Raw genomic sequence first — 22,539 nt, 5'->3', positions numbered from 1 at the left:
GGGGTTCAAAACAAAATCGCCGGGAGAAATCCCGGCGTTTTTCATCTGAGGATGTGGATCGGTCAGACCTTGCTGTGCAGCAATTCGCCCTTGCGCGCGGCGGGGCGCTTGCGCGGCTCGGCGACGTTTTCCGCAAGCTGGTGGATGATCGGGCAGTCGGGACGGTTATCGCCATGACAGTTCTTCGCCAGATGACGTAGCGTGTCGGCCATTTCCTGTAGCTGGAGCATCTTGGCTTCCAGTTCCTCGACATGAACGAGGGCGACCTTCTTGACATCGGCGGATGCGCGGTTGCGGTCGCGCCAGAGCGCCAGCAGTTCCTTGATCTGCTCGACCTGAAAGCCGAGATCGCGGCTGCGGCGGATGAAGCGCAGCGTCTCGACATCCTTTTGCGTGTAGACGCGATAGCCGGAATCCGTGCGTTCGGCAGCCTCGATGAGCCCGATGGTTTCATAATGGCGGATCATCTTCGCCGATATGCCCGATGCTGTGGCTGCCTGCCCGATATTCATTCCGTTCCTCATCCAATCGTCATTTCTGACGATATAGGAATGCAATATGGCTATTCAAAGGGGCTGGAGCGGTTCAGGCGTCGGTTCCGGCCTGTTTCATGATATAACGTTCAAGAGCCTGAAATCCATCGAAGATCAAAATGGCCAGCGCTGCGACGACGAGGCCGCCCTGCAGTACGAAAGCAAGATTGTTGGAGATGAGACCGGCAATGATCACTTCGCCAAGCGTGCTGGCCGCGACCGTCGAGCCGATGGTGGCGGTGGCAAGGCCGATCACCGCCGACAGTCTTATTCCCGCAAGGATGACCGGCATGGCAAGCGGCATTTCCACTTTGAGGAGACGCTGCATTCCCGTCATGCCCATGCCGCGTGCCGCCTCCACGATTGGCGCAGGCAGGGTGGTGAGGCCGGTGAGCGTGTTTTCAAAGATCGGCAACAACCCATAGAGAAACAGCGCGATCAGCGTCGGCTTGTCGCCGAAACCAAAGACCGGCACGGCAAGCGCCAGAACCGCAACAGGCGGAAAGGTCTGGCCGATATTCACCAGACTGCGCGAAAGCGGCAGAAACTCCGCGCCGTGCCGTCTGGTCACGAAGATCGCCATGGCGACCGCCACCAGCGTGGATATCAGGGTGGCCAGCGCCACCAGTCCCAGATGCTGTAAGGTCAGCGTCATCAGATTGGCGCGGTCGTAGATGACGGGTGCGCCATCGCTGACCAGCGGGCGGAAGATGGGTTCGAACAGATGCGGCTGCATCAGAAACAGGACGAGCACCGCCAGAAGCGCGAGCCGGGGGATGAAGGAAACGAAGAGCCTCATGCCGGGCGTTCCGCTTTCCGCAACAATCTTTCCAGTGTCACGCGGCCAAGCGGCCTGCCGTCCGCGTCCAGAACCGGTAGCGCTTTGCGCCCTGACCATAAAAGCTCGGCCAGCGCATCACGTTGCGAGGCGGAGACGGGCATGGCTTCACCGCTGGCCTCGCCCGGTTGCAGCACCGTCTTGAGGTCGGTCAGCGAGAGCAGGCGGAACGGACGTTCGCCGGTGCCGACCAGCCTTTCGACAAACTCCGTCGCGGGCCGCGCCAGAATTTCCGCAGGCGGGCCATATTGCAAAAGCTTCCCGTCATCCATCACCGCAATATGGTCGCCAAGCGAAATCGCTTCCTCCATATCGTGGGTAACGAGCAGGATCGTGGTGCCGAAACGGCGCTGGATGGCTTTCAGGTCTTCCTGCGCCTTGGCGCGGATCACCGGATCGAGCGCGCCGAAAGGTTCATCCATCAGTAATATGTTCGGTTCCGCCGCCAGTGCCCGCGCGACACCGACGCGCTGCTGCTGGCCGCCCGACAGTTCCTGCGGATAACGGTCGCGATAATCCGCCGGTTCAAGCTGAAACAGATCGAGCAACTCATCGACACGGGCGTTGATGCGCTGTTTCGGCCAGCCCAGCAGAACCGGCACGGTGGCGATGTTCTCTGCGACTGTGCGATGCGGGAAAAGCCCGTGCTGCTGGATCACGTAACCGATCCGCCGCCGCAAGGCGTGCCCCGGCTCGTCCATATTGCTATGGCCGTCGATGCGGATTTGGCCTTCGGTCGGCTCGACAAGGCGGTTGACCATGCGCAGCAAGGTCGTCTTGCCCGAACCGGATGTGCCGACAATGGCCGCAATACTGTGCGGCTCAACGGAAAAGCTGACCGCATCCACCGCAGCCCGGCCATTATAGCGTTTGGTAATCCGGTCGAACTCGATCATGGCGCGGTTCCTCTCCCGGCGATTTCAATGGCGGCATCGAGCAGAACGGCAGCACCGAAGGCGAGCAGAACCGTTGGCAGCGCGCCAAGCAGCACGAGGTCCATCGCCGTCTGTCCGATGCCCTGAAAGACGAATGTGCCAAAACCACCACCGCCGATCAGGGCGGCTATGGTGGTCATGCCGATATTCTGCACCATCACGATGCGAATGCCGGTGAGGATCACCGGAAAGGCTAGTGGAAATTCGGTTTTGAACAGCCGTTGCAGCCGCGTCATGCCCATGCCGCGTGCGGCATCGCTGACCGGCGCTGGCACCTCTGCCAACCCCGCCACCGTATTGGCGACGATGGGTAGCAGCGAATAGAGAAACAGCGCCACGAAAGCGGGAGCGGCCCCAATGCCGCGAATGCCGAGGCTCGCCGCCCATGGTGCGTTGGCCGCAAGCCAACCGAGCGGCGCGATCAAGAGGCCGAACAGCGCCATCGACGGAATGGTCTGCACGATGTTGAGGCTGTTCAGCACCAGACCGCGCAGCCTTGGCACGCGATGGCAGACAAGTCCGAGCGGAATCCCGATCACTGTTGCTGCGACAAGCGAGCCGAGCGCCAGTTCCACATGGCGGCGGGCTTCGTTCCAGAAACTGTCGGCGCGGCTGAGATATTCCTTCATGAAGGAGAGATTGTCCCAAAATCCCGAAGCGAGCAGCGCATAAAGAAGAAGGGCCGCGAGTAAAAGCATGGCCACACGCATGAGCGGTCGCACTTGCAGGCGCACCAGAGCATCGGCAACCGAAATGCCGCTGGTGAAGAGCAGCAGCCAGAAGCCCGATGCCGGTGAAACGCGCGCATAATTATTGCCGTCGGGTGACAGATGCGTTGCCGCAAGCCCGATCGCGATCATGACTGCGGCAAGGCCGACGAGGCTCGCGCCAAGCCGCAACATGCGGCCCTTTGCAAACAGGGCGACCAACAGCCACGCAACGATAATGACGAGCAGCAAAGCGGCTTCACCGACCGGCAAGGCGTCGAGCAGAAAGCGCGGCTTGCCCTGCACAATGCGGTTGGCGCGGAAATTGGCAAAGGGCAGCAGCAGCCCGGTGATGGCCAGAACGGCTATGACGAGACCAAGCCTGTCGACACGACCGAACAGGCCATGCGAGGCCTTTTCAGCATTCGCCGAATTGGAATGAGAGACTGCGATTCTATTCGGCAACGGGTCGCCTTTATCCGCCTATTTCAGAAAGCCGTTTTTCTTCAGGAAGTCCTCGGCGACCGCCTTGGCCGGTTCACCGCCAAGCTGCACGCGACCGTTCAGTTCCTGCAGCGTGGTCAGATCGAGCTTTGCGAAAACCGGCTTCAACAGTTCTTCGATCTTCGGGTTCTTTTTCAGCACGTCCTCGCGGATGATCGGGGCGGGCTGGTAGACAGGCTGCACATGCTTGTCGTCTTCAAGCACCACAAGCCCGGATGGCGCGATGCCGCCATCGGTGCCATAGACCATTGCTGCGTTCGCGCCATTGGTCTGGTTGGCGGCGGCGGCAATGGTCGCAGCCGTGTCGCCGCCAGACAGCGTGATCAATTGGTCCTGCTTCAGCGTGAAGCCATAAGCGGTCTGGAAAGCGGGCAGGGCGGCTGCCGAATTCACGAATTCCGACGAGGCGGCCAGAATGACCTTGCCGCCGCCGGACGCATATTTGCCGAAATCGCTGAGGCTCGCGAGCTTGTTCTCGTCCGCAACATCCTTGCGCAGCGCAATGCCCCAGGTATTGTTGGCGGGTGAAGGCGACAGCCAGACAATCTTGTTGGTGTCGTAATCGAGCTTCTTAGCGGTTTCGAAGGCCTTGGCCGGGTCTTTCCAGAGCGGATCATCCGCCTTGTTGAAGAAAAAGGCCGCATTGCCGGTATATTCCGGATAAATATCGATCTCACCGGCCACGATCGCCTTGCGCACCACCGGCGTCGCGCCGAGCTGGATGCGGTCGGTCGTCGGAATGCCGTTGGCGTTGAGGACGGCAAGAATAATGTTACCCAGCACGCCGCCTTCCGTATCGATCTTGGAAGAAACGACAACCTGTGATTGCGCCGGACTGGAGAGTCCCGTCGCGCCTGTAATCAGGGTGACTGCGACGGCTGCGCCCTTCAGAAGACCTCGGTATGACATTTTTCTCGTCCCATATTGCTGAATTGTGTTCGGGATAAACTATAGCGCGACCGCGAAAAGGAAACCTTGGGTGGAAACGGCTCCTGACAGCTCTCTGTCAGGAGGGCTGGCGATGGCCAGATCGGGCGGAGATTTGGCCCGGTGTCATCCAGATTCGTCATGTCGCGAAATGGTGCGCATGTCGTATTTATGGCGTCTTTTGACGCAAGCCTGCTGTCGGGTTTTCACAGGACACAATAGAAATATCATCAAAGGCTTCGCATGTGCCGTCAGGGTGCATGCGGTCGCGAAACTGGTGGTTGTTCATGTCCCGCTTTTCTGCAGCTTCTATTATCAAAAACGCGCTTTCCGGAAACAAGAACTGGGACCCGCAATGGCCCAATGCCGAACCCAAGGCCGAATATGATGTCATCATCGTCGGCGCGGGTGGGCACGGTCTGGGCGCGGCCTATTATCTGGCCAAGGAACACGGCATCACCAATGTCGCCGTGATTGAAAAAGGCTGGCTCGGCGGCGGCAATACGGGGCGCAACACCACCATCATTCGCTCCAACTATCTTTATGACGAGAGCGCGCATCTCTACGAACATGCGGTGAAGCTGTGGGAAGGTCTGAGCCAGGACCTCAATTACAATGTCATGTTCTCGCAGCGCGGCGTCATGATGCTGGCGCATACGGTGCATGACGTGCAGAGCTTCAAGCGCCATATCCATGCCAACCGCCTCAATGGCATCGACAATGAATGGCTGTCGAAAGAAGAAGCCAAGGAATACTGCCCGCCGCTCGATATTTCGCCCAATGCGCGCTATCCGGTGGTCGGCGCAACCTTGCAGCGGCGCGGCGGCGTGGCCCGTCATGATGCGGTGGCCTGGGGCTATGCGCGCGGCGCGACACAGCGCGGTGTGGATATCATCCAGAATTGCCCGGTTCTGTCGATCCGCCGCGATGCTTCGGGCCGTGTGACCGGCGTAGAAACCGCGCGCGGCTTCATCAAGGCCAAGAAGGTTGCCGTTTCGACGGCTGGCAACACCTCGGTCGTCATGGATACGGCTGGCGTACGCATGCCGCTTGAAAGCTTCCCGCTGCAGGCGCTGGTGTCCGAGCCGGTCAAGCCGATCTTCCCCTGCGTGGTCATGTCCAACACCGTCCATGCCTATATCAGCCAGTCCGACAAGGGCGAGCTGGTGATCGGTTCCGGTACGGACCAGTACACCTCCTACAGCCAGCGCGGCGGCCTGCCGCTGATCGAGCATACGCTGGCTGCGATCTGCGAAATCTTCCCGATTTTCACCCGGATGCGCATGCTGCGCAAATGGGGCGGCATCGTCGACGTTACCCCGGATCGCTCGCCGATCATCGGCAAGACGCCGGTTCCGGGTCTCTATGTCAATTGTGGCTGGGGCACGGGCGGCTTCAAGGCAACGCCGGGTTCGGCGCATGTCTTTGCCCACACCATCGCCCGCGACGAGCCGCACTGGATCAACGCGCCGTTCACGCTCGACCGTTTCAAGACGGGTCGCCTGATCGACGAAGCGGCAGCTGCCGCCGTGGCTCACTAAAGCAATTCCAGGAAAAGTGGAAACCGGTTTTCCATCCGGAAATGCGTTGAAAACAAGAGAAACACCATGCTTTTGATCCGTTGCCCTTATTGCGAAATGGAACGCCCGGAACTTGAATTCGCCTATGCGGGCGAAGCGCATATTGCGCGTCCTGCCGATCCTTCGACCTATTCCGACGATGAATGGCGCGATTTCCTGTTCATCCGCTCGAACCCGCGTGGGACGCATTTTGAGCGCTGGCGGCACATCAATGGCTGCGGCCGCTTCTTCAATGCGGTGCGCGACACGGTGAGCGACAAATTCGTCACGACCTACAAGGCCGGTGAGCCGCGTCCTGTCCTGGCAGAAACTCCCGCTGCGGAGACGAAATAATGACCGACATGCGTTTGAATAATAAAGGCCGCATCAACAAGGCCAAGCCGGTACGCTTTTCCTTCAACGGCAAGACCTATGGCGGTTTTGAGGGCGATACGCTTGCGTCGGCGCTTCTCGCCAATGGCGAGCATCTGGCGGGCCGTTCGTTCAAATATCACCCTCCGCGCGGCATTCTTTCCGCCGGGTCCGAAGAGCCGAATGCGCTGATGGGCGTTTCACGCGGTGAGGGGCGTTACGAGCCGAATACCCGCGCCACGGTGCTGGAGCTTTATGACGGGCTGAAGGCGGAAAGCCAGAACCACTGGCCATCGCTCAAGCATGATGTCGGCGCGGTCAACGATGCCTTCTACATGTTCTTCTCTGCAGGCTTCTACTATAAGACCTTCATGTGGCCGAAGAGCTTCTGGAACAAGGTCTATGAGCCTTTCATCCGGGGCGCTGCCGGTCTCGGCAAATCGCCATCCGAGGCCGATCCCGACAGCTACGCCAGCCGCTATGCCTATTGCGACGTGCTGGTGGTGGGGGCGGGGCCTGCCGGTCTTGCCGCAGCCCTTGAAGCCGCCAAGAGCGGCGCGAAAGTTTTCCTCTGCGACGAACAGGCGGAAATGGGCGGCTCGCTTCTGTCCGAGCCGGAGCCGGTCATCAATGGCCGCACCAGCTGGGACTGGCTGAACGAAACGCTGGCGACGCTTGGTTCGCTGCCGAATGTCACGCTTTTGCCGCGCACCACGGCGATTGGCTATTATCATCAGAACATGGTCGGCCTTTGCCAGCGCCTGACCGACCATCAGGCCAAGCCCGCCGCCAATGCCCCGCGTGAGCGCATGTGGCGGGTGCGTGCCAAGCAGGTCGTTCTGGCGCAGGGCTCAATCGAAAAGCCGCTGGTCTTTGCGGGCAATGACCGTCCGGGCGTGATGCTGGCCGGTGCCGCACGCACCTATCTCAATCGCTACGGTGTCAAGGTCGGCGAAAAGGCTGTTGTCGTCACGTCGCATGATTCCGCCTGGCTTACGGCCTTCGATCTCGCGGTTGCAGGTGTCAAGGTTCCGGCCATCATCGATGTGCGCGAGCAGGTCGCCGACAGTCTGGTGAATCGTGCCAAGATGCTCGGCATCGAGACGCTGACCGGCTGGACCGTCAGCGATACGGCGGGCCGTCATCGTGTTTCCTCCGTTCGTGCCAATCCGGTCAAAAACGGTTCGGTCGGTGCGGCGCGCACCATTGCTTGCGACGTGGTGCTGATGTCCGGCGGCTGGAACCCGAGCGTGCACCTGTTCTCGCACACCAAGGGTTCGCTCATCTGGGATGAGGAACGCCAGATCTATCTGCCGGGCGAACGCACGGAAGAAAGCCGTTGCGCCGGTGCCGGTAACGGCAATTTCGATCTTCAGGCCGCCTTGCGTGAAGGTGCCGCCTGCGGTGCTGCCGCTGCAAGCGATGCCGGATACAAGGCCAGGGCTGCCGAATATGCGGTCGCGGGCGACTTCATCTGCGCGGGCGTTAGTTGCCGCGAATTGCCGACGGATCGCGATCCCGGCAAGGCGAAGGCCTTCATCGATTTCCAGAATGACGTGACGGCCAAGGATATTCGTCTGGCTGTGCGCGAGGGCTTCCGCTCCATTGAGCATATCAAGCGCTACACCACCAACGGCATGGCGACCGATCAGGGCAAGACCTCGAATATCAACGGTCTTGCGGTTGCATCCGACGCGCTTGACCGTCCTGCGCCGCAGGTCGGTCTCACGACCTTCCGCCCGCCCTATACGCCGACGACCTTCGGCGCTTTCTGCGGTTATAATCGGGGCAAGCTGTTCGACGTCACCCGCAAGACGCCGATTGACCCTTGGGCGGAAGAACAGGGCGCTGCTTTCGAGCCGGTCTCGCTGTGGCGTCGCGCATGGTATTTCCCGAAGGCGGGCGAAGACATGCACAAGGCTGTTGCGCGTGAGTGCAAGGCCGTGCGCACCAGCCTCGGCATGTTCGATGCGTCGACGCTGGGCAAGATCGAAGTGGTCGGTCCGGATGCGGCGGAATTCATGAACCGCATGTACACCAACCCATGGACGAAGCTCGGTGTCGGGCGCTGCCGTTACGGTCTGCTGCTCGGTGAAGACGGCTTTATCCGTGACGATGGTGTGGTCGGCAGGCTGTCGCAGGACCGTTTCCATGTCACGACCACGACCGGCGGTGCGCCGCGCGTTCTCAACATGATGGAGGATTATCTCCAGACGGAATGGCCGGACCTGAAAGTATCGCTAACGTCCACGACCGAACAATGGGCCGTGGTGGCGCTGAACGGACCGAATGCGCGCAGGCTGATCGAGCCGATGGTCGAGGGCGTGGATATTTCCGACGAGGCCTTCCCGCATATGTCGGTCGCGGAATGCACATTCCTCGGCGTACCGGCTCGTCTGTTCCGCATGAGCTTTACCGGCGAACTGGGCTTCGAAATCAATGTCCCGTCGCGTTACGGTCTGGCGCTGTGGAAGGCGCTTTATGAAGCGGGCCAGAAATACGACATCACGCCTTATGGCACCGAGACCATGCACGTGCTGCGCGCCGAGAAAGGTTATATCATTGTCGGTCAGGATACGGATGGCACGGTGACGCCGGATGATGCCGCGCTCGGCTGGGCCATCGGCAAGCAGAAGCCCGATTTCGTCGGCAAGCGTTCGCTGGCGCGTCCGGATATGCTGAAGAAGGATCGCAAGCATCTGGTTGGCCTGCTGCCGAAAGTCCCGAAACTGGTTCTGGAGGAAGGCGCGCAGATCGTCGCCGATCCGAAACAGGCCGTGCCGATGACCATGCTCGGTCACGTCACCTCGTCCTATTGGAGCGAGACGCTTGGCCGCTCCTTTGCCATGGCGCTGATCGCCGGTGGCAAGGATCGCACGGGCGAGACCATTTACGTGCCGATGCCGGATGGCAGCGTGCATGAGGCGGAAATCACCGGGCTCGTATTTTACGACCCGGAAGGCAAGAAGCTGAACGGATAAGGATCGCATCATGCTGCAACAGACCAACCCTTTTGCGAGCCGCGCGGTTGCCATTCCGGGACGGCTTGATATTCGCCCCGCCGCCGAGGGCGCACGCTTTGTCCTGCGCTTCAATCCGGGAAAACTGGCGCTGGCGGAAAAGGCGCTCGGCGCAACAATCCCCGCCAGAATCGGCGGACTTGCGAAAACTGGCGAGATCGCCGTCGCCTGCATCGGGCCGGATGAATGGTATATCTGGGCCGACGACAGCAAGGCCGCGGAGATCATTTCTGCTTTCGCGAGCCTCTATGAGACCGAGCCGCATGCGCTGGTTGAAGTAAGCCACCGCGAGACCGGCATCGATATCACCGGCCCGCAGGCCGAATGGCTGCTCAATGCTGCTTCACCGCTCGATCTGGCTTCGATGGCGGCACCCGGTGCTGCGCGCACCATCTTCGACCGCGTGCAGATCATCCTGTTGAAATGGGATGCGGAGCACTACCGCGTCGAAGTGTGGAACTCGCTGGCCGATCACGTCTGGACGCTGCTCGAAACCGCAAGCCGCGAAGTCGAACTCGCAATCTGATCCTTCGACTGACGCCTTCACTTTCCCTTCTCAAAACGCCGTCCGTTTCGGGCGGCGTTTTTGTTTTAGGGCAATTTCAGTCTTGCCTTCTATAAATCCATATGTGAAGACTATATTCACATAAGAAATTCATGAGGAGGGAATTTCCCGATGCCGGAAAATGAACTGCCGCTGAGCGGGCTCGTTGTTGTGGATATGAGCCAGTTTCTGTCGGGGCCTTATTGCTCGCTGCGCCTGATGGACCTCGGAGCGCGGGTCATCAAGATCGAGCGCCCGGACGGCGGCGACCTGTCGCGCAGGCTTTATCTGAGCGATACGGAAATCGGTGGCGATTCGACGATTTTCCATGCCATCAATCGCGGCAAGGACAGCCTGGCGCTCGATCTGAAAAATCCGGACGATATCGCAGCGCTGAAGAAGCTCATTACCAAGGCCGATGTTCTGATCCAGAATTTCCGTCCCGGCGTCATCGAACGCCTCGGGCTGGATTATGAATCCGCCAAGGCGATCAATCCGCGTCTCGTCTATGCCTCCATCAGCGGCTATGGCGAGGAAGGTCCGTGGGTCAAGCGTCCGGGACAGGACTTGCTGGCGCAGGCGCGTTCGGGCCTGATGTGGCTCAATGGCGACGAAGGGCAGGGGCCGGTGCCGTTTGGTCTGGCTGTCGCCGACATGCTGGCGGGCGCTGCCGTGGCGCAGGGTACTCTCGCTGCACTGGTGCGGCGCGGCATTTCGGGTAAGGGCGCGCATGTGGAAACCAGCCTTCTCGAAGCGCTGGTCGATTTCCAGTTCGAAGTGCTGACCACCCATCTCAATGACGGACGCCGTTTGCCAAAACGTTCCGATTTCCGCAGCGCACATGCTTATCTTTCCGCACCTTACGGCGTCTATCAGGCGGCGGATGCCTATCTCGCCATCGCCATGACGCCGATCCCGAAACTGGCGGCGCTGCTGGAAGCCGACACGCTGGCGCCCTATGCCGACGATCCGTCGAGCTGGTTCACCAAGCGCGACGAAATCAAGCGCCTGATCGCGGACCGTATCGCCCAGAAGACGGTGGATGAATGGCTCGCCATTCTGGAACCGGCGGATATCTGGTGCGCCCGCGTTCTCAATTGGGAAGAGCTTCTGGCCAGCGACGGTTTCTCGGTTCTCGACATGCTGCAGACCGTCACGCGTGAAGACAATGTCTCCATCACCACCACCCGCTCGCCGCTGCGCATCAACGGCCAACGCCACAGGACAGAGCGAGCAGCGCCCCGCATCGGTGAAAACAGCAAGGCAATTCGTGAGGAATTCGGACTATGAGTGCGATCAAGCTGAAAGGCATGACCTGGAGCCATCCGCGCGGTTATGATCCGATGGTTGCCGGTGCGAAGCAATGGCTGGGCGACCAAGGCGTCGAGATTGAATGGGAAAAGCGCTCCTTGCAGGATTTCGAGACTTTTCCGGTCGAGGAACTGGCGCGTAATTTCGATATGATCGTGATCGATCATCCGCATGTCGGGCAGATCACCAAGGAAGGCTGCCTGCTGCCGCTGGATGTGCCGGGCCGCGAAGCCGAGCTGAAAGCGCTTGCCGACGGTTCGGTCGGTCAATCCTTCCCGAGCTATAACTGGCAGGGCCGTCAATGGGCGTTTCCGCTCGATGCGGCCACGCAGGTTCAGGCCTGGCGGCCGGACCTGATGGGAAAGCCTGCCGCCACCTGGGCCGACGTGCTGGAACTGGCGCGCGCGGGCAAGGTGCTGTTGCCATTGCGCTCGCCGCATTCGCTGATGTCTTTCTACACGCTGGCGGCCAATAACGGTTCGCCTTGCGCGACCGAAGGCGAGCTGATCAGCCTTGAAGACGGCGTGAAAGCTTTTGAACAGTTGCGGGAAATCGCTGCGCTGGTGAAGCCGGAATGCTTCGCTATGGACCCGATCGCGGTGTTCGAAGAAATGGCAAAGCCCGATTCCGGCATTGCCTGCGCGCCTTTGATCTATGGCTATGTGAACTATGCCATGCCGGGTTTCCGCGACCGTCTGATCCGCTTTGCCGATATTCCGGCAGGCGTGAAGGGTGTTGCAGGTTCGGCTCTGGGCGGCACCGGCATTGCCGTGTCTGCCTTTACGAAGTACCCGCAAGCGGCCATCGATTTTGCCTATTGGGTGGCAAGCGGCGCGGTGCAGAAGGGGCTTTATGCCGCCTCCAACGGCCAGCCCGGCCATGCGGAAGCATGGGAAGACGAGGGCGTGAATGCGGCCACCTCGGGCTTCTATCGCGATACGCGCGCAACGCTGGAAGGCGCTTGGGTGCGCCCGCGCCACGATGGCTATATGCCGTTCCAGGAAGCGGCGTCAGAGCGCATCAACACGGGGCTTCAGGGCAATGAATCGGCAGAACAGGTGATCGCCGATCTGAACAGGCTGTTCCGCGAAAGCTTCTGACCGCTGGTATTCACCGCTACGCCGACCTGTCTCCCCCTCCGCCCTCATCCTGAGGAGCCTCCTGAGCTTGCGAAGGAGGCGTCTCGAAGGGTGAGGAGCCAGTCACTGCGTTTCCTATCCCTCGATCCTTCGAGACGTCTCCCCGAGCTTCGCTCAGGGAGCCTCCTCAGGATGAGGGTCGAGGAGAAAGCTGTTCTCGTCTACTTACAGGTTCCAGATACGGCGCGCGTTCTCAGAGAGAAGGCGCGCCTTTTCGTCCTTGCCGCAGCCTTCAAGCAGGGTGTGGGTCGTCGCCACCCATGTCGAAAGACCGGCATCGACGGAGCTTGCCAGCGTGCAGACCGGCCAGTCGCTGCCCCATACCACGCGGTCCCAGCCGAAAGCCTCGATGACATGTTCGACATAGGGGCGGATGGTCTCGGCAGTCCAGCTTTCAGCATCGGCATAAGCCACCACACCGGAAATCTTCGCCACCACATTCGGCCTGCGGGCAATCTCGGTGATGCCCTTCTGCCAGCTTTCCAGTGCGCCCGATTTGATGTCCGGCACGCCGCAATGGTCGAGCACGAATTGCAGGCCCGGCGCGAGATCGACAAGCGCGATGGCCTTGTCGATCTGATGCGGCAGGGTGCAGAGATCGAAAGTCAGGCGCGTATTGTCCATGCGCTTCAGGTTTTCGCGGAACAACGCGCCCTCCGAAAGGGCGTCCGGCACGACATGCAGCACACGTCGAAAACCTTTGACAAAAGGATCGGCCAGCTGGCGCTCCAAATAGGCGGCAAAGCCATCTTCCTCGGGGCGGCAGGATGCAATCGCGCCTTTGATGAAGCCGCCATTCGCGACGGAAAGTTCGTGAATGTGGTCCGTTTCAGCCTGAATGGCTTCAGGCGCGACATCCACTTCCATATGCAGGGCGGCGGCGATGCCGCAGCGTTCCGCCTGCTGGCGGTAGGTGTCGAACAGAAAATCCCGATCAAGCGCCGGCACGTCGCCAAGCCATGGATAGCTGAGCGCGCTTTTGTCGATCAGGTGCAGATGGGTATCGATCAGCATAGAGATTCCTCCTATCCCGATATTTTCAAAAAAGAAGATAGTTTTCAAATAAGAATTTAAGGCGTGATCCGAACCGGACGGAACCAGCCCTAATCCAGTGTGGAAAGGTCAGCGCCGACGAGCTTCGACAGTTCCTGCACGGTCTTTTGCAACAGGGTGATTGTCTGGGTGATGTCCGGTGCGGAAGACGAATTGACCAGCGTCACATAAGGGCATGTCAGTGCCGCGATGCAGGTACCGTCAGGACCGAGAATCGGGGCGGAGAGGTTATAGACGCCCGCAACCTGCGCACTCGGCATCATCTCGTAGCCGCGCTCGCGGATCTGGTCGAGGCGTTCGTAGAAGCTCGCGTCGAGATCGATGCGATCGCTTTCCTTGTCATATTCGGCGATCATCAACTTGCGCTCTTCCGGCGAGCGGAAGGCAAGCAGCACATGGCCAGACCCGGTGTCGAACAGGCTGATATGCGAGCCGACGCGGATCGAAATGCCCCAGTAATCCGGCGCTTCCTGCTGCGCAATCACCACCACCGAGCCGCGGTCGAACACGGCGAGCTGGTTTGCCTGCTTGGAACGGTCGGCAAGCTCGCGCATGAAGGGCGTTGCAAAAGAAGCCAGACGGCGCACCGGCGCATGCAACTGGGCAAGGCCGAACAGCTTCAGCGTCAGCGAATAGCGGTCGCCCTCAAGCTTGGTGACATAGCCGCGTTTCACCAGCCGGTCGAGCATACGGTAGAATTCGTTCGGGCTGCGATCCAGATGCTTGGCGATCTCGGCCTGCGTCAGTCCGCCGTCAACGCCAGCCAGCAATTCGAGGATATCCAGGCCCTTGTCCAGCGCGGGCGCGCGGTAGCGGTCATCGGTTTCCAAATGTGTTCCCCCCAAGGTGGCCTTCGTGAATTTTCCAATTCATATACAAACATTGTCAGGTGTGAAAGTCGTATATGCGCGATAAAACGCCTTGACCGTTCTTGAATACTATGTTTGCATATAAATACAACCTTCACAACCGGGGGTGCGGACAGGGAGTGTCCGTTTTAGGAGGAGAAGAGATGCAGAAATTCAAATCGCACATTCTGGCAGGCGTTGCGCTGCTGGCCGTGGGGATGGCCCCGGCGGTTGCAGCCGATCTGCCGGGCAAGTTTGAAGGTGTGACGATCAACGCCAAGCTCATTGGCGGTCAGCAATATGAAGCGCTCTATTCGCGTATCGGCGAATGGGAAAAGGCGACCGGCGCCAAGGTCAATATCCTTTCCAAGAAGAACCACTTCGAGCTGGACAAGGAAATCAAGTCCGACATCGCTTCCGGTTCGATCAACTGGTGCGTCGGTTCCAACCACTCGTCTTTCGCGCCGCAGTATACGACGTTGTATACCGATCTGAATGCGCTCGTGCCGAAGGACGAAATCGACGGTTTCGTGCCGTCGGTCATCAAGGCTTCGACGCTCGATGGCAAGCTGATCATGTTGCCACGTGCGCAGTTCGACGTTTCGGCGCTTTACTATCAGAAGAGCCTTTTCAGCGACGAAGCCAAGAAGAAGGCTTTCAAGGAAAAATACGGCTACGACCTCGCGCCGGCCAAGACCTGGAAGGAAGTGTCGGATCAGGCTGTCTTCTTCGCCGATCCGCCGAATTTCTACGGCACGCAGTTTGCGGGCAAGGAAGAAGCCATCAATGGCCGCTTCTATGAAATGCTGGTCGCTGAAGGCGGCGATTACCTCAAGGACGGCAAGCCTGCTTTCAACTCGGAAGCCGGTGTTCGCGCCCTCGACTGGTTCGTCAATCTCTACAAGGCCAAGGCCGTTCCTGCCGGTACGACCAACTATCTGTGGGATGAGCTGGGTGCAGGCTTTGCTTCCGGCACCATCGCAATCAATCTGGATTGGCCGGGCTGGGCGACCTATTTCAACGATCCGAAGTCGTCGAAGGCCGCTGGCAATGTCGGCATCGCTCCGGCGCCGACCGGTTCGTCCGGCAAGCGCACCGGCTGGTCGGGTCATCATGGTTTCTCGGTAACGGAAGCCTGCCCGACGAAGGAAGCTGCTGCATCGCTCGTCTGGTTCCTGACCAACGAAGATTCGCAGAAGCAGGAATCTGCCGCGGGCACACTGCCGACCCGCACCGCTGTCTGGGATTACGTCATCCAGCAGGCCGCCTCCGATCCATACAAGAAGGAAGTGCTGTCGGTGTTCCAGGAAACGGCAAAGACCGCTTTCCCGGTTCCGCAGACCCCATCCTGGATCGAAATCTCCAACGCTGTCTATCCTGAGCTTCAGGCTGCGATCCTTGGCGACAAGACCTCCCAGCAGGCTCTCGACGACGCTGCCAAAAAGGCGACGCAGATTCTTGAGGATGCCGGCGAGCTCTGATCCTGCCTGATAAAATCATGGGCCCGCCCTGAAGCCTTTTTGGGGCGGGCCTTTTTTGCCAGTGGCAGTGCTGAGGCGGCTTCGCCGGTTGCCAATTCCACTGTTTGCCAATCCGCTATTTGGAAGAGCAATGTTCAAGAGACTTTCCCCGCCGGTCCTGCTTTTGCTTCCGGCCTTTATCATCCTCGCAGCGGTGGTTCTCTTTCCTCTCGCGCTGTCGCTTTATTCGAGCTTCACGCCGTTCCGGCTGACGCGCCCCGAGAGCCTGTTCAACTTCATCGGTTTCCGCAACTATCAGCGCATCTTGACCGACTGGGTGTTCTGGGCGGCCTTCATTCGCACGGTGGTTTTCCTAACCATTGCGCTCAATCTGGAAATGCTGCTCGGTCTCGGCCTTGCCATGCTCGTCAACAAGGCGACGCGCGGCCAGCGCGTCTTGCGCACGCTGATGATGTTCCCGATGATGTTCTCGCCGGTGCTCGTCGGCTTCCAGTTCAAGTTCATGTTCAATGACAATATCGGTCTGGTCAACAATGCGCTGCAGTCGCTGGGCCTGACCAATACCGCCATTCCTTGGCTGATCGACGGCAATCTGGCGCTGGTGGCGATTTTGCTGGCGGAAGTCTGGATGTCCACATCGGTTTTCGCGATCCTCATTCTGGGCGGGCTTCTGTCCATGCCGCAGGATCCGGTGGAAGCCGCGCGCGTCGATGGCTGCACGCCCTGGCAGACCTTCCGTTACGTCATCTGGCCTTACCTGATGCCTTTCGCCTATATCGCGATGACCATCCGTTCGCTGGATGTGGCGCGCGCCTATGACATTGTGAAGATCATGACCGATGGCGGCCCGGCGCGCCGCACAGAACTAATCTGGACGCTGGTTGGCCGCACGGCCTATGCGGATGCGCAGATGGGCATGGCCAATGCCATGGCCTATGTCGCGATCCTGCTCTCGATCCTCTTCACCGTCCTGTTCTTCCGCAAACTTGCGTCCGCACGCACGCAGATTGGAGCGGAGTGGTAATCATGGCTACAACAACACTCAGCAACAGCCAGCATCGTCTGCTGCGCCGTTTCAAGAAAATCGCCTATCTCATCGGCCTGTTTCTGGCGATGACCGTCATCTGCCTGCCGGGCCTTTGGATCGTGCTTTCCTCGCTCAGACCGCCGGTCGAGATCATGGCGAAACCGCCGGTCTGGATTCCCCAGGAAATCACCTTCGAGGCTTATCGCGCCATGTTCTCGGGCGCTGGCGCCGGCGGTATTCCGGTCTGGGATTATTTCCGCAATTCGCTCATCATCTCGGTGACCTCCACCGTGATTGCGCTGATCGTCGGCGTATCGGGCGGTTATGCCTTCGCGCGCTTCCGCTTCTGGGGCAAGTCGGCAACCTTCCTCGGCTTCATGCTGACGCGCTCGGTGCCGGGCATCGCGCTCTCACTGCCGCTCTTCATGGTGTTTTCCCGCGTCGGCATCATCGACACCCATTTCGGCCTGATCCTCACCTATGTGGCGCTGAATGTGCCATTCACGATCTGGCTGATCGACGGCTTCTTCCGTCAGGTGCCGAAGGATCTTGCGGAAGCCGCCCAGATTGACGGCTGCACGCGCTGGCAGGCTTTCTGGCAGGTGGAATTTCCGCTGGCCGGTCCGGGCATCGCGACGGCAGGCATCTTTGCCTTCCTCACCTCGTGGAACGAATATGCGCTGGCTTCCCAGCTCACCCGTTCCGTCAATTCCAAGACCCTTCCTGTCGGTCTTCTCGATTACACCGCTGAATTCACCATCGACTGGCGCGGCATGTGCGCGCTGGCGGTCGTGATGATTATTCCGGCGCTGACCCTCACATTCATCGTCCAGAAACACCTTGTTGCTGGTCTGACGTTCGGCGCGGTTAAAGGTTGATAGAACTATGGCTCAGCTTTCCATCAAAAATCTCGTCAAGCGCTACGGCAATGTCGGCGTGGTGCATGGCATCAATCTCGAAATCGCGGACAAGGAATTTGTGGCACTGGTCGGTCCGTCCGGCTGCGGCAAGTCCACGACGCTGCGCATGATCGCGGGTCTGGAATCCATTTCCGACGGCACGCTGGAAATCGGCGGCAAGCAAGTCAACGATCTGCCGCCGCGCGACCGCAACATCTCGATGGTGTTCCAGTCCTATGCGCTTTATCCGCATATGTCGGTGCGCGAGAATATGGGTTTCTCGCTGAAGATCGCCAAGCAACCGCAGGCGGAAATCGACCGTCGCGTCAATGAAGCCTCGGCCATTCTCGGTCTGGAAGCGCTGATGGAGCGCCGCCCGGCGCAGCTCTCCGGTGGTCAGCGCCAGCGCGTTGCCATGGGCCGCGCCATCGTGCGTAACCCGGAAGTGTTCCTGTTCGACGAACCACTGTCGAACCTCGACGCCAAGCTGCGCACCCAGATGCGCACTGAAATCAAGAAGCTACATGCCAAGGTGCAGTCGACGGTCGTCTATGTGACGCATGATCAGGTCGAGGCCATGACGCTTGCCGACCGCATCGTCATCATGCGCGACGGCCATATCGAGCAGGCCGGAACCCCGGATGAAGTCTTCAAGCGTCCGGCAACGCAGTTCGTCGCCGGTTTCATCGGCTCCCCGCCAATGAATATGGGCGAGGCGACAGTGACGGGCGGCGATCTGGTCTTCGCCAATGGCGACCGCCTCCCGCTGCCTGCCCAGTTCCGGGGCAAGACCAAGGACGGCACCAAGGTGACGTTCGGCCTGCGTCCAGACGATATCTTCCCGAAGGGCCATGGTATTTCCACCGGTGACGCCGTGCACGAAAAAGACATGCGCGTGTCGATCACCGAGCCACTCGGTAATGAAACGCTGGTTTTCGTGGAATTTGCGGGCAAGGAATGGGTGGCGCGCATGCTGAACCCGCGTCACCTGCAACCGGGCGAAACCATCACCATGCAACTCGATCTGTCGCAGGCGCATCTGTTCGATGCCGTAAGCGGCAAGACTTTGGCCGAGAATGGGGCTATCTGACCATGGCACGTATCGAAAAAGTTGAACTGCGCATGGTCGACCTCCCGCCGAAGGTCAAGCGCACCGACGCGATCCAGAGCTTTGTCAGCCAGGAAACGCCGATTGTCACCATCACCGATAGCGACGGCGCAGTCGGCACGGGCTACAGCTATACGATCGGCACTGGCGGTTCGTCGGTCATGCGCCTGTTGAGCGACCATCTCGTGCCGCTGATCATCGGTGAGGATGCCGATTGCATCGAGGCCATCTGGCGCAAGCTGGAATTCGCAACCCATGCCACCACCATCGGCGCGATCACCGCGCTGGCGCTGGCCGCGGTCGATACCGCGCTTTGGGATCTGCGCGCCAAGAAGCAGGGCCTGCCGCTCTGGAAGCTCGCAGGCGGCGCCAAGGAAAGCTGCCCGCTCTACACCACCGAAGGTGGCTGGCTGCATATCGAGAAAGAAGCGCTGGTCGAGGATGCATTGCAGGCCAAGGCCAAGGGCTTCACCGGCTCCAAGGTCAAGATCGGCAAGCCGCACGGTTCTGAAGACTATGCGCGCCTGTCCGCTGTGCGCGCGGCCCTCGGTGATGGCTTCGAAATCATGACCGATTGCAATCAGGGCTTCACTGTGGACGAAGCCATTCGTCGCGCCGAGCGCCTGAAGGAGCTTGATCTGGCTTGGATCGAAGAGCCGCTTCCTGCTGACGATCTCGACGGCCATATCCGCCTGACGCGCTCAACCCCGACGCCGATTGCGGTGGGCGAATCCATCTATTCGATCCGCCATTTCCGCGAATATATGCAGAAGGGCGCTTGCTCCATCGTACAGGTGGACGTGGCGCGCATCGGCGGCATCACACCTTGGCTGAAAGTGGCCCATGCGGCGGAAACATTCGACATTCCGGTCTGCCCGCACTTCCTGATGGAGCTGCATGTCAGCCTCGTCTGTGCGGTGCAGAACGGTCGTTATGTCGAATATATTCCGCAGCTCGACGACCTCACCACCAAGGGTATGGAAATCCGCGACGGTCGCGCCATTGCCCCGTCCGAGCCGGGTATTGGCATCGAATGGGATTGGGACGCAGTGCGCGCCCGGTCGATTTCGGAATTCACCCGCGAGATCGTGGAGGCCGCATGACCACGCCCGTAAAACAGCGCATGGGCATGGTGATCGGGCTCAATGCGGAAAAGATCGCAGAATATAAGGAGTTGCATGCCGCCGTGTGGCCGGAAATTCTGGCGCTCATTTCCGAATGCAACATCACCAACTATACGATCTTCCTCAAAGAGCCGGAAAACCTGTTGTTCGGTACATGGGAATATGTCGGCACCGATTTTGAGGCCGACATGAAGAAGATGGCCGATAATCCGAAAAATCAGGAATGGTGGTCCGTCTGCATGCCATGCCAGAAGCCGCTCGAAACCCGCAAAGAGGGCGAGTGGTGGGCAATGATGGAAGAGGTGTTCCATCATGACTGAGGCTTTCGATCCGAAGACCTTGCGTCAATGGTGGGCCAAGCCGTCCAAGCCAAAACCCATCGTGATCTTCGGCGCGGGCAGCATTGTCGGCGACGCGCATCTGCCCGCCTATGAGAAGGGCGGCTTTCCGGTTGCGGGCATTTTCGATCCCAATCTGGACAAGGCGCGGGAACTTGCCGACCAGTGGGGCGTCAAGGCTTTTGCCAGCGCTGAGGAAGCGATTGCCGTCGAAGGCGCGATCTTCGATCTGGCCACGCCGCCATCGGCCCATGCAGCACTCTTGTCGCAATTGCCGGAAGGTGCAGCCGTTCTGATCCAGAAGCCGATGGGCAGCGATTTGGCTGGCGCAACGGAAATTCTGAAAGTCTGCCGCGCGCGCAATCTGAAAGCGGCGGTGAATTTCCAGCTGCGTTTCGCGCCGATGATGCTCGCGCTTTACGATGCCGTCGATAAGGGCTGGCTCGGCGAAGTGGTGGATTTCGACGCCTGGCTGGCGCTTGCCACGCCTTGGGGCCTGTGGCCGTTCCTGAAAGGTCTGCCGCGCATCGAAATCGCCATGCATTCGATCCATTATCTGGATTTTATCCGCGGTCTGCTCGGCAATCCGCTTGGCGTTTACGCCAAGACCATCGGTCATCCGAACCACGAGGTCGCTCAGACCCGCACGGCTGCGGTTCTCGATTATGGCGACCGCGTTCGTTGTGCGCTTTCGGTCAATCATGACCATGATTTCGGTCGCAAATTTCAGGCCTGCGAGTTCCGCATCTGCGGCACCGAGGGTGCGGCCTATGTGAAACTGGGCGTCAATCTCGACTATCCGCGCGGCGAGCCGGACGAGCTCTGGATCAAGCCCAAGGGTGCCGAAGACTGGGTTTCCGTGCCGCTGGAAGGCGCGTGGTTCCCCGACGCTTTCTTAAACCGCATGGCTCAGTTGCAGCGTTTCGCGACCGGCGAAGATGCCGAACTCGTCGGCTCGGTCGAAGACGCCTGGCACACCATGGCGCTTGTCGAGGCCGCCTATCAGTCGAGTGCCGCACCCGCCACGCCGCTTGCCGCAAAACCGGAAGTCTGACCATGGCCGAACAGAAAATCTACTACGAAGACTATGAAATGAACCATGTGCGCCTCACCTCGGGCCGCACCATCACGGAAACGGATTTCGTGGTTCATGCCGGGCATACGGGCGATTTCTTCCCGCATCATATGGATGCGGAATTCGCCAAGACCTTGCCGGGCGGCCAGCGCATCGCGCATGGCACCATGATTTTCGCCATCGGCGTCGGCCTCACGGCCACGTTGATCAACCCGGTTGCTTTTTCCTATGGTTATGATCGTCTGCGGTTTATTCGTCCGGTGCATATCGGCGATACGATCCGCACACGCGTGACGATCAGCGCCAAGGAAGACGATCCCAAGCGCGCCACTATGGGACGCGTGACGGAACGCTGCGAAGTGCTTAATCAGCGGGATGAAGTTGTGCTTGCTTGCGATCACATCCTGCTTGTCGAACGGAAGGCTTGAAAATGACGATACGCTTTGATGGAAAAACCGCGCTGGTGACAGCCGCAGCCCAAGGGATTGGCCGCGCCAGCGCGCTGGCTTTCGCGGAAGCGGGCGCAAAGGTTTATGCAACCGACATCAATATGGATGCGCTGAAGGAGATCGAAGGCGTCAACGGCATCATCACCCGCAAGCTCAACGTGCTTGACGAGGCTGAGGTAAACACGCTTGTAGCCGAAATCGGCCAGGTGGACATCCTGTTCAATTGCGCAGGCGTCGTCCATGGCGGCTCCATCCTCGAAATGAAGGACGAAGACCTCGACTTCGCCGTCAATCTCAACGTCAAGGCGATGATCCGCACCATCCGCGCCGTGCTGCCGGGCATGCTGGAACGCAAGGATGGCGCCATCGTCAACATGGCTTCGGTCGCGTCGAGCGTGAAGGGCGTGCCGAACCGTTTCGCCTATGGCGTCACCAAGGCTGCCGTGATCGGCCTCACCAAGGCCGTCGCCGCCGATTACGTCGCCAAGGGCATCCGCTGCAACGCGATCTGCCCCGGCACGGTCGAAAGCCCGTCCTTGCAGGACCGTCTGCGTTCGCAGGGCGATTATGAAGAGCAGCGCGCGGCGTTTATCGCCCGTCAGCCGATTGGCCGCATCGGCCAGCCGGAAGAAATCGCCGATCTCGCCGTGTATCTCGCCGGTGCGACCTACACGACCGGTCAGGCGTACAATATTGATGGCGGCTGGACCATTTAAGTCGGGCTGCGACTATCCCCAAAAGGAGCAAA

General features: G+C 59.8%; 22 protein-coding genes. 15 read left to right on the top strand and 7 right to left on the bottom strand.

The window, feature by feature from the left end:
• Positions 1-62: 62 nt before the first annotated feature.
• The 5 genes from cueR to JAU75_RS05960 form a co-directional block, all read right to left on the bottom strand.
• Entirely contained in the window at positions 63-512 is a 450-nt protein-coding gene (gene cueR / locus JAU75_RS05980; protein WP_199055468.1) for a Cu(I)-responsive transcriptional regulator, read from the bottom strand.
• Between the two features lie 73 nt (positions 513-585).
• A complete protein-coding gene (locus JAU75_RS05975; RefSeq protein ID WP_199055466.1) occupies positions 586-1,332 on the bottom strand; it encodes an ABC transporter permease in 747 nt (248 codons plus the stop codon).
• Positions 1,329-2,267: an ABC transporter ATP-binding protein gene (locus tag JAU75_RS05970; RefSeq protein WP_199055464.1), complete on the bottom strand. Its 939-nt coding sequence runs from the start codon at positions 2,265-2,267 to the stop codon at positions 1,329-1,331. Before JAU75_RS05970 ends, JAU75_RS05975 begins: the two co-directional genes overlap by 4 nt.
• Positions 2,264-3,466, bottom strand: a complete 1,203-nt coding sequence (locus JAU75_RS05965; protein WP_371836126.1) for an ABC transporter permease — start codon at positions 3,464-3,466, stop codon at positions 2,264-2,266. The genes JAU75_RS05970 and JAU75_RS05965 overlap by 4 nt, the downstream gene beginning before the upstream one ends.
• 30 nt (positions 3,467-3,496) lie before the next feature.
• Positions 3,497-4,426: an ABC transporter substrate-binding protein gene (locus JAU75_RS05960; RefSeq protein WP_199055460.1), complete on the bottom strand. Its 930-nt coding sequence runs from the start codon at positions 4,424-4,426 to the stop codon at positions 3,497-3,499.
• Between the two features lie 305 nt (positions 4,427-4,731).
• Between JAU75_RS05960 and JAU75_RS05955 the strand changes: the two genes are divergently transcribed.
• From JAU75_RS05955 to JAU75_RS05930, 6 genes are all read left to right on the top strand, one after another.
• Entirely contained in the window at positions 4,732-5,985 is a 1,254-nt protein-coding gene (locus JAU75_RS05955; RefSeq protein ID WP_109368235.1) for a sarcosine oxidase subunit beta family protein, read from the top strand.
• Positions 5,986-6,051: 66 nt separating this feature from the next.
• A complete protein-coding gene (locus tag JAU75_RS05950) occupies positions 6,052-6,357 on the top strand; it encodes a sarcosine oxidase subunit delta (RefSeq protein ID WP_199055458.1) in 306 nt (101 codons plus the stop codon).
• Positions 6,357-9,356, top strand: coding sequence for a sarcosine oxidase subunit alpha (locus tag JAU75_RS05945; RefSeq protein WP_199055456.1), 3,000 nt, complete (start codon positions 6,357-6,359; stop codon positions 9,354-9,356). Before JAU75_RS05950 ends, JAU75_RS05945 begins: the two co-directional genes overlap by 1 nt.
• A gap of 10 nt (positions 9,357-9,366) precedes the next feature.
• The gene (locus JAU75_RS05940) at positions 9,367-9,921 is read left to right on the top strand and encodes a sarcosine oxidase subunit gamma (protein WP_199055454.1); all 555 of its coding nucleotides are present in this window, start codon (positions 9,367-9,369) and stop codon (positions 9,919-9,921) included.
• A 150-nt stretch (positions 9,922-10,071) separates the two neighbouring features.
• A complete protein-coding gene (locus JAU75_RS05935; protein ID WP_199055452.1) occupies positions 10,072-11,229 on the top strand; it encodes a CaiB/BaiF CoA-transferase family protein in 1,158 nt (385 codons plus the stop codon).
• Positions 11,226-12,350 carry an extracellular solute-binding protein gene (locus tag JAU75_RS05930; RefSeq protein ID WP_199055450.1) on the top strand — a complete coding sequence of 375 codons (1,125 nt, stop codon included), beginning with the start codon at positions 11,226-11,228 and terminating at the stop codon, positions 12,348-12,350. Before JAU75_RS05935 ends, JAU75_RS05930 begins: the two co-directional genes overlap by 4 nt.
• A gap of 204 nt (positions 12,351-12,554) precedes the next feature.
• Here JAU75_RS05930 and JAU75_RS05925 read toward each other — a convergent pair whose 3' ends face one another.
• Positions 12,555-13,403, bottom strand: a complete 849-nt coding sequence (locus tag JAU75_RS05925) for an amidohydrolase (protein WP_199055449.1) — start codon at positions 13,401-13,403, stop codon at positions 12,555-12,557.
• Positions 13,404-13,492: 89 nt separating this feature from the next.
• A complete protein-coding gene (locus JAU75_RS05920; protein ID WP_199055447.1) occupies positions 13,493-14,272 on the bottom strand; it encodes an IclR family transcriptional regulator in 780 nt (259 codons plus the stop codon).
• A 182-nt stretch (positions 14,273-14,454) separates the two neighbouring features.
• Between JAU75_RS05920 and JAU75_RS05915 the strand changes: the two genes are divergently transcribed.
• The 9 genes from JAU75_RS05915 (at position 14,455) to JAU75_RS05875 (ending at position 22,507) form a co-directional block, all read left to right on the top strand.
• Positions 14,455-15,771 (top strand): sugar ABC transporter substrate-binding protein, encoded by a 1,317-nt coding sequence (locus tag JAU75_RS05915; RefSeq protein WP_199055445.1) that lies wholly within the window; start codon positions 14,455-14,457, stop codon positions 15,769-15,771.
• Positions 15,772-15,901: 130 nt separating this feature from the next.
• Entirely contained in the window at positions 15,902-16,795 is an 894-nt protein-coding gene (locus JAU75_RS05910) for a carbohydrate ABC transporter permease (protein WP_199055444.1), read from the top strand.
• A 2-nt stretch (positions 16,796-16,797) separates the two neighbouring features.
• Positions 16,798-17,676 (top strand): carbohydrate ABC transporter permease, encoded by an 879-nt coding sequence (locus tag JAU75_RS05905; RefSeq protein ID WP_199055442.1) that lies wholly within the window; start codon positions 16,798-16,800, stop codon positions 17,674-17,676.
• 7 nt (positions 17,677-17,683) lie between these two features.
• Positions 17,684-18,787, top strand: coding sequence for a sn-glycerol-3-phosphate ABC transporter ATP-binding protein UgpC (locus JAU75_RS05900; RefSeq protein WP_199055441.1), 1,104 nt, complete (start codon positions 17,684-17,686; stop codon positions 18,785-18,787).
• A 2-nt stretch (positions 18,788-18,789) separates the two neighbouring features.
• The gene (locus tag JAU75_RS05895) at positions 18,790-19,908 is read left to right on the top strand and encodes a mandelate racemase/muconate lactonizing enzyme family protein (protein WP_199055440.1); all 1,119 of its coding nucleotides are present in this window, start codon (positions 18,790-18,792) and stop codon (positions 19,906-19,908) included.
• Positions 19,905-20,249 (top strand): L-rhamnose mutarotase, encoded by a 345-nt coding sequence (locus tag JAU75_RS05890; protein WP_199055439.1) that lies wholly within the window; start codon positions 19,905-19,907, stop codon positions 20,247-20,249. The genes JAU75_RS05895 and JAU75_RS05890 overlap by 4 nt, the downstream gene beginning before the upstream one ends.
• On the top strand, positions 20,242-21,321 hold the full coding sequence (locus JAU75_RS05885; RefSeq protein ID WP_199055438.1) for a Gfo/Idh/MocA family protein: 1,080 nt from the start codon (positions 20,242-20,244) through the stop codon (positions 21,319-21,321). The genes JAU75_RS05890 and JAU75_RS05885 overlap by 8 nt, the downstream gene beginning before the upstream one ends.
• A 2-nt stretch (positions 21,322-21,323) precedes the next feature.
• Positions 21,324-21,770, top strand: a complete 447-nt coding sequence (locus JAU75_RS05880) for a MaoC/PaaZ C-terminal domain-containing protein (protein ID WP_199055437.1) — start codon at positions 21,324-21,326, stop codon at positions 21,768-21,770.
• 2 nt (positions 21,771-21,772) lie between these two features.
• Complete coding sequence (locus JAU75_RS05875; RefSeq protein ID WP_199055436.1) at positions 21,773-22,507, top strand: SDR family oxidoreductase; 735 nt, start codon at positions 21,773-21,775, stop codon at positions 22,505-22,507.
• The last annotated feature ends 32 nt before the right edge of the window (positions 22,508-22,539 follow it).

Origin of the sequence: Ochrobactrum sp. Q0168 (genome assembly GCF_016427605.1) — a bacterium.
In the GTDB taxonomy this organism is placed as follows: Bacteria; Pseudomonadota; Alphaproteobacteria; order Rhizobiales; family Rhizobiaceae; genus Brucella.
The sequence above is the reverse complement of the archived record's forward strand: the minus strand, read 5'-3'. Positions and strand labels throughout refer to the sequence as shown.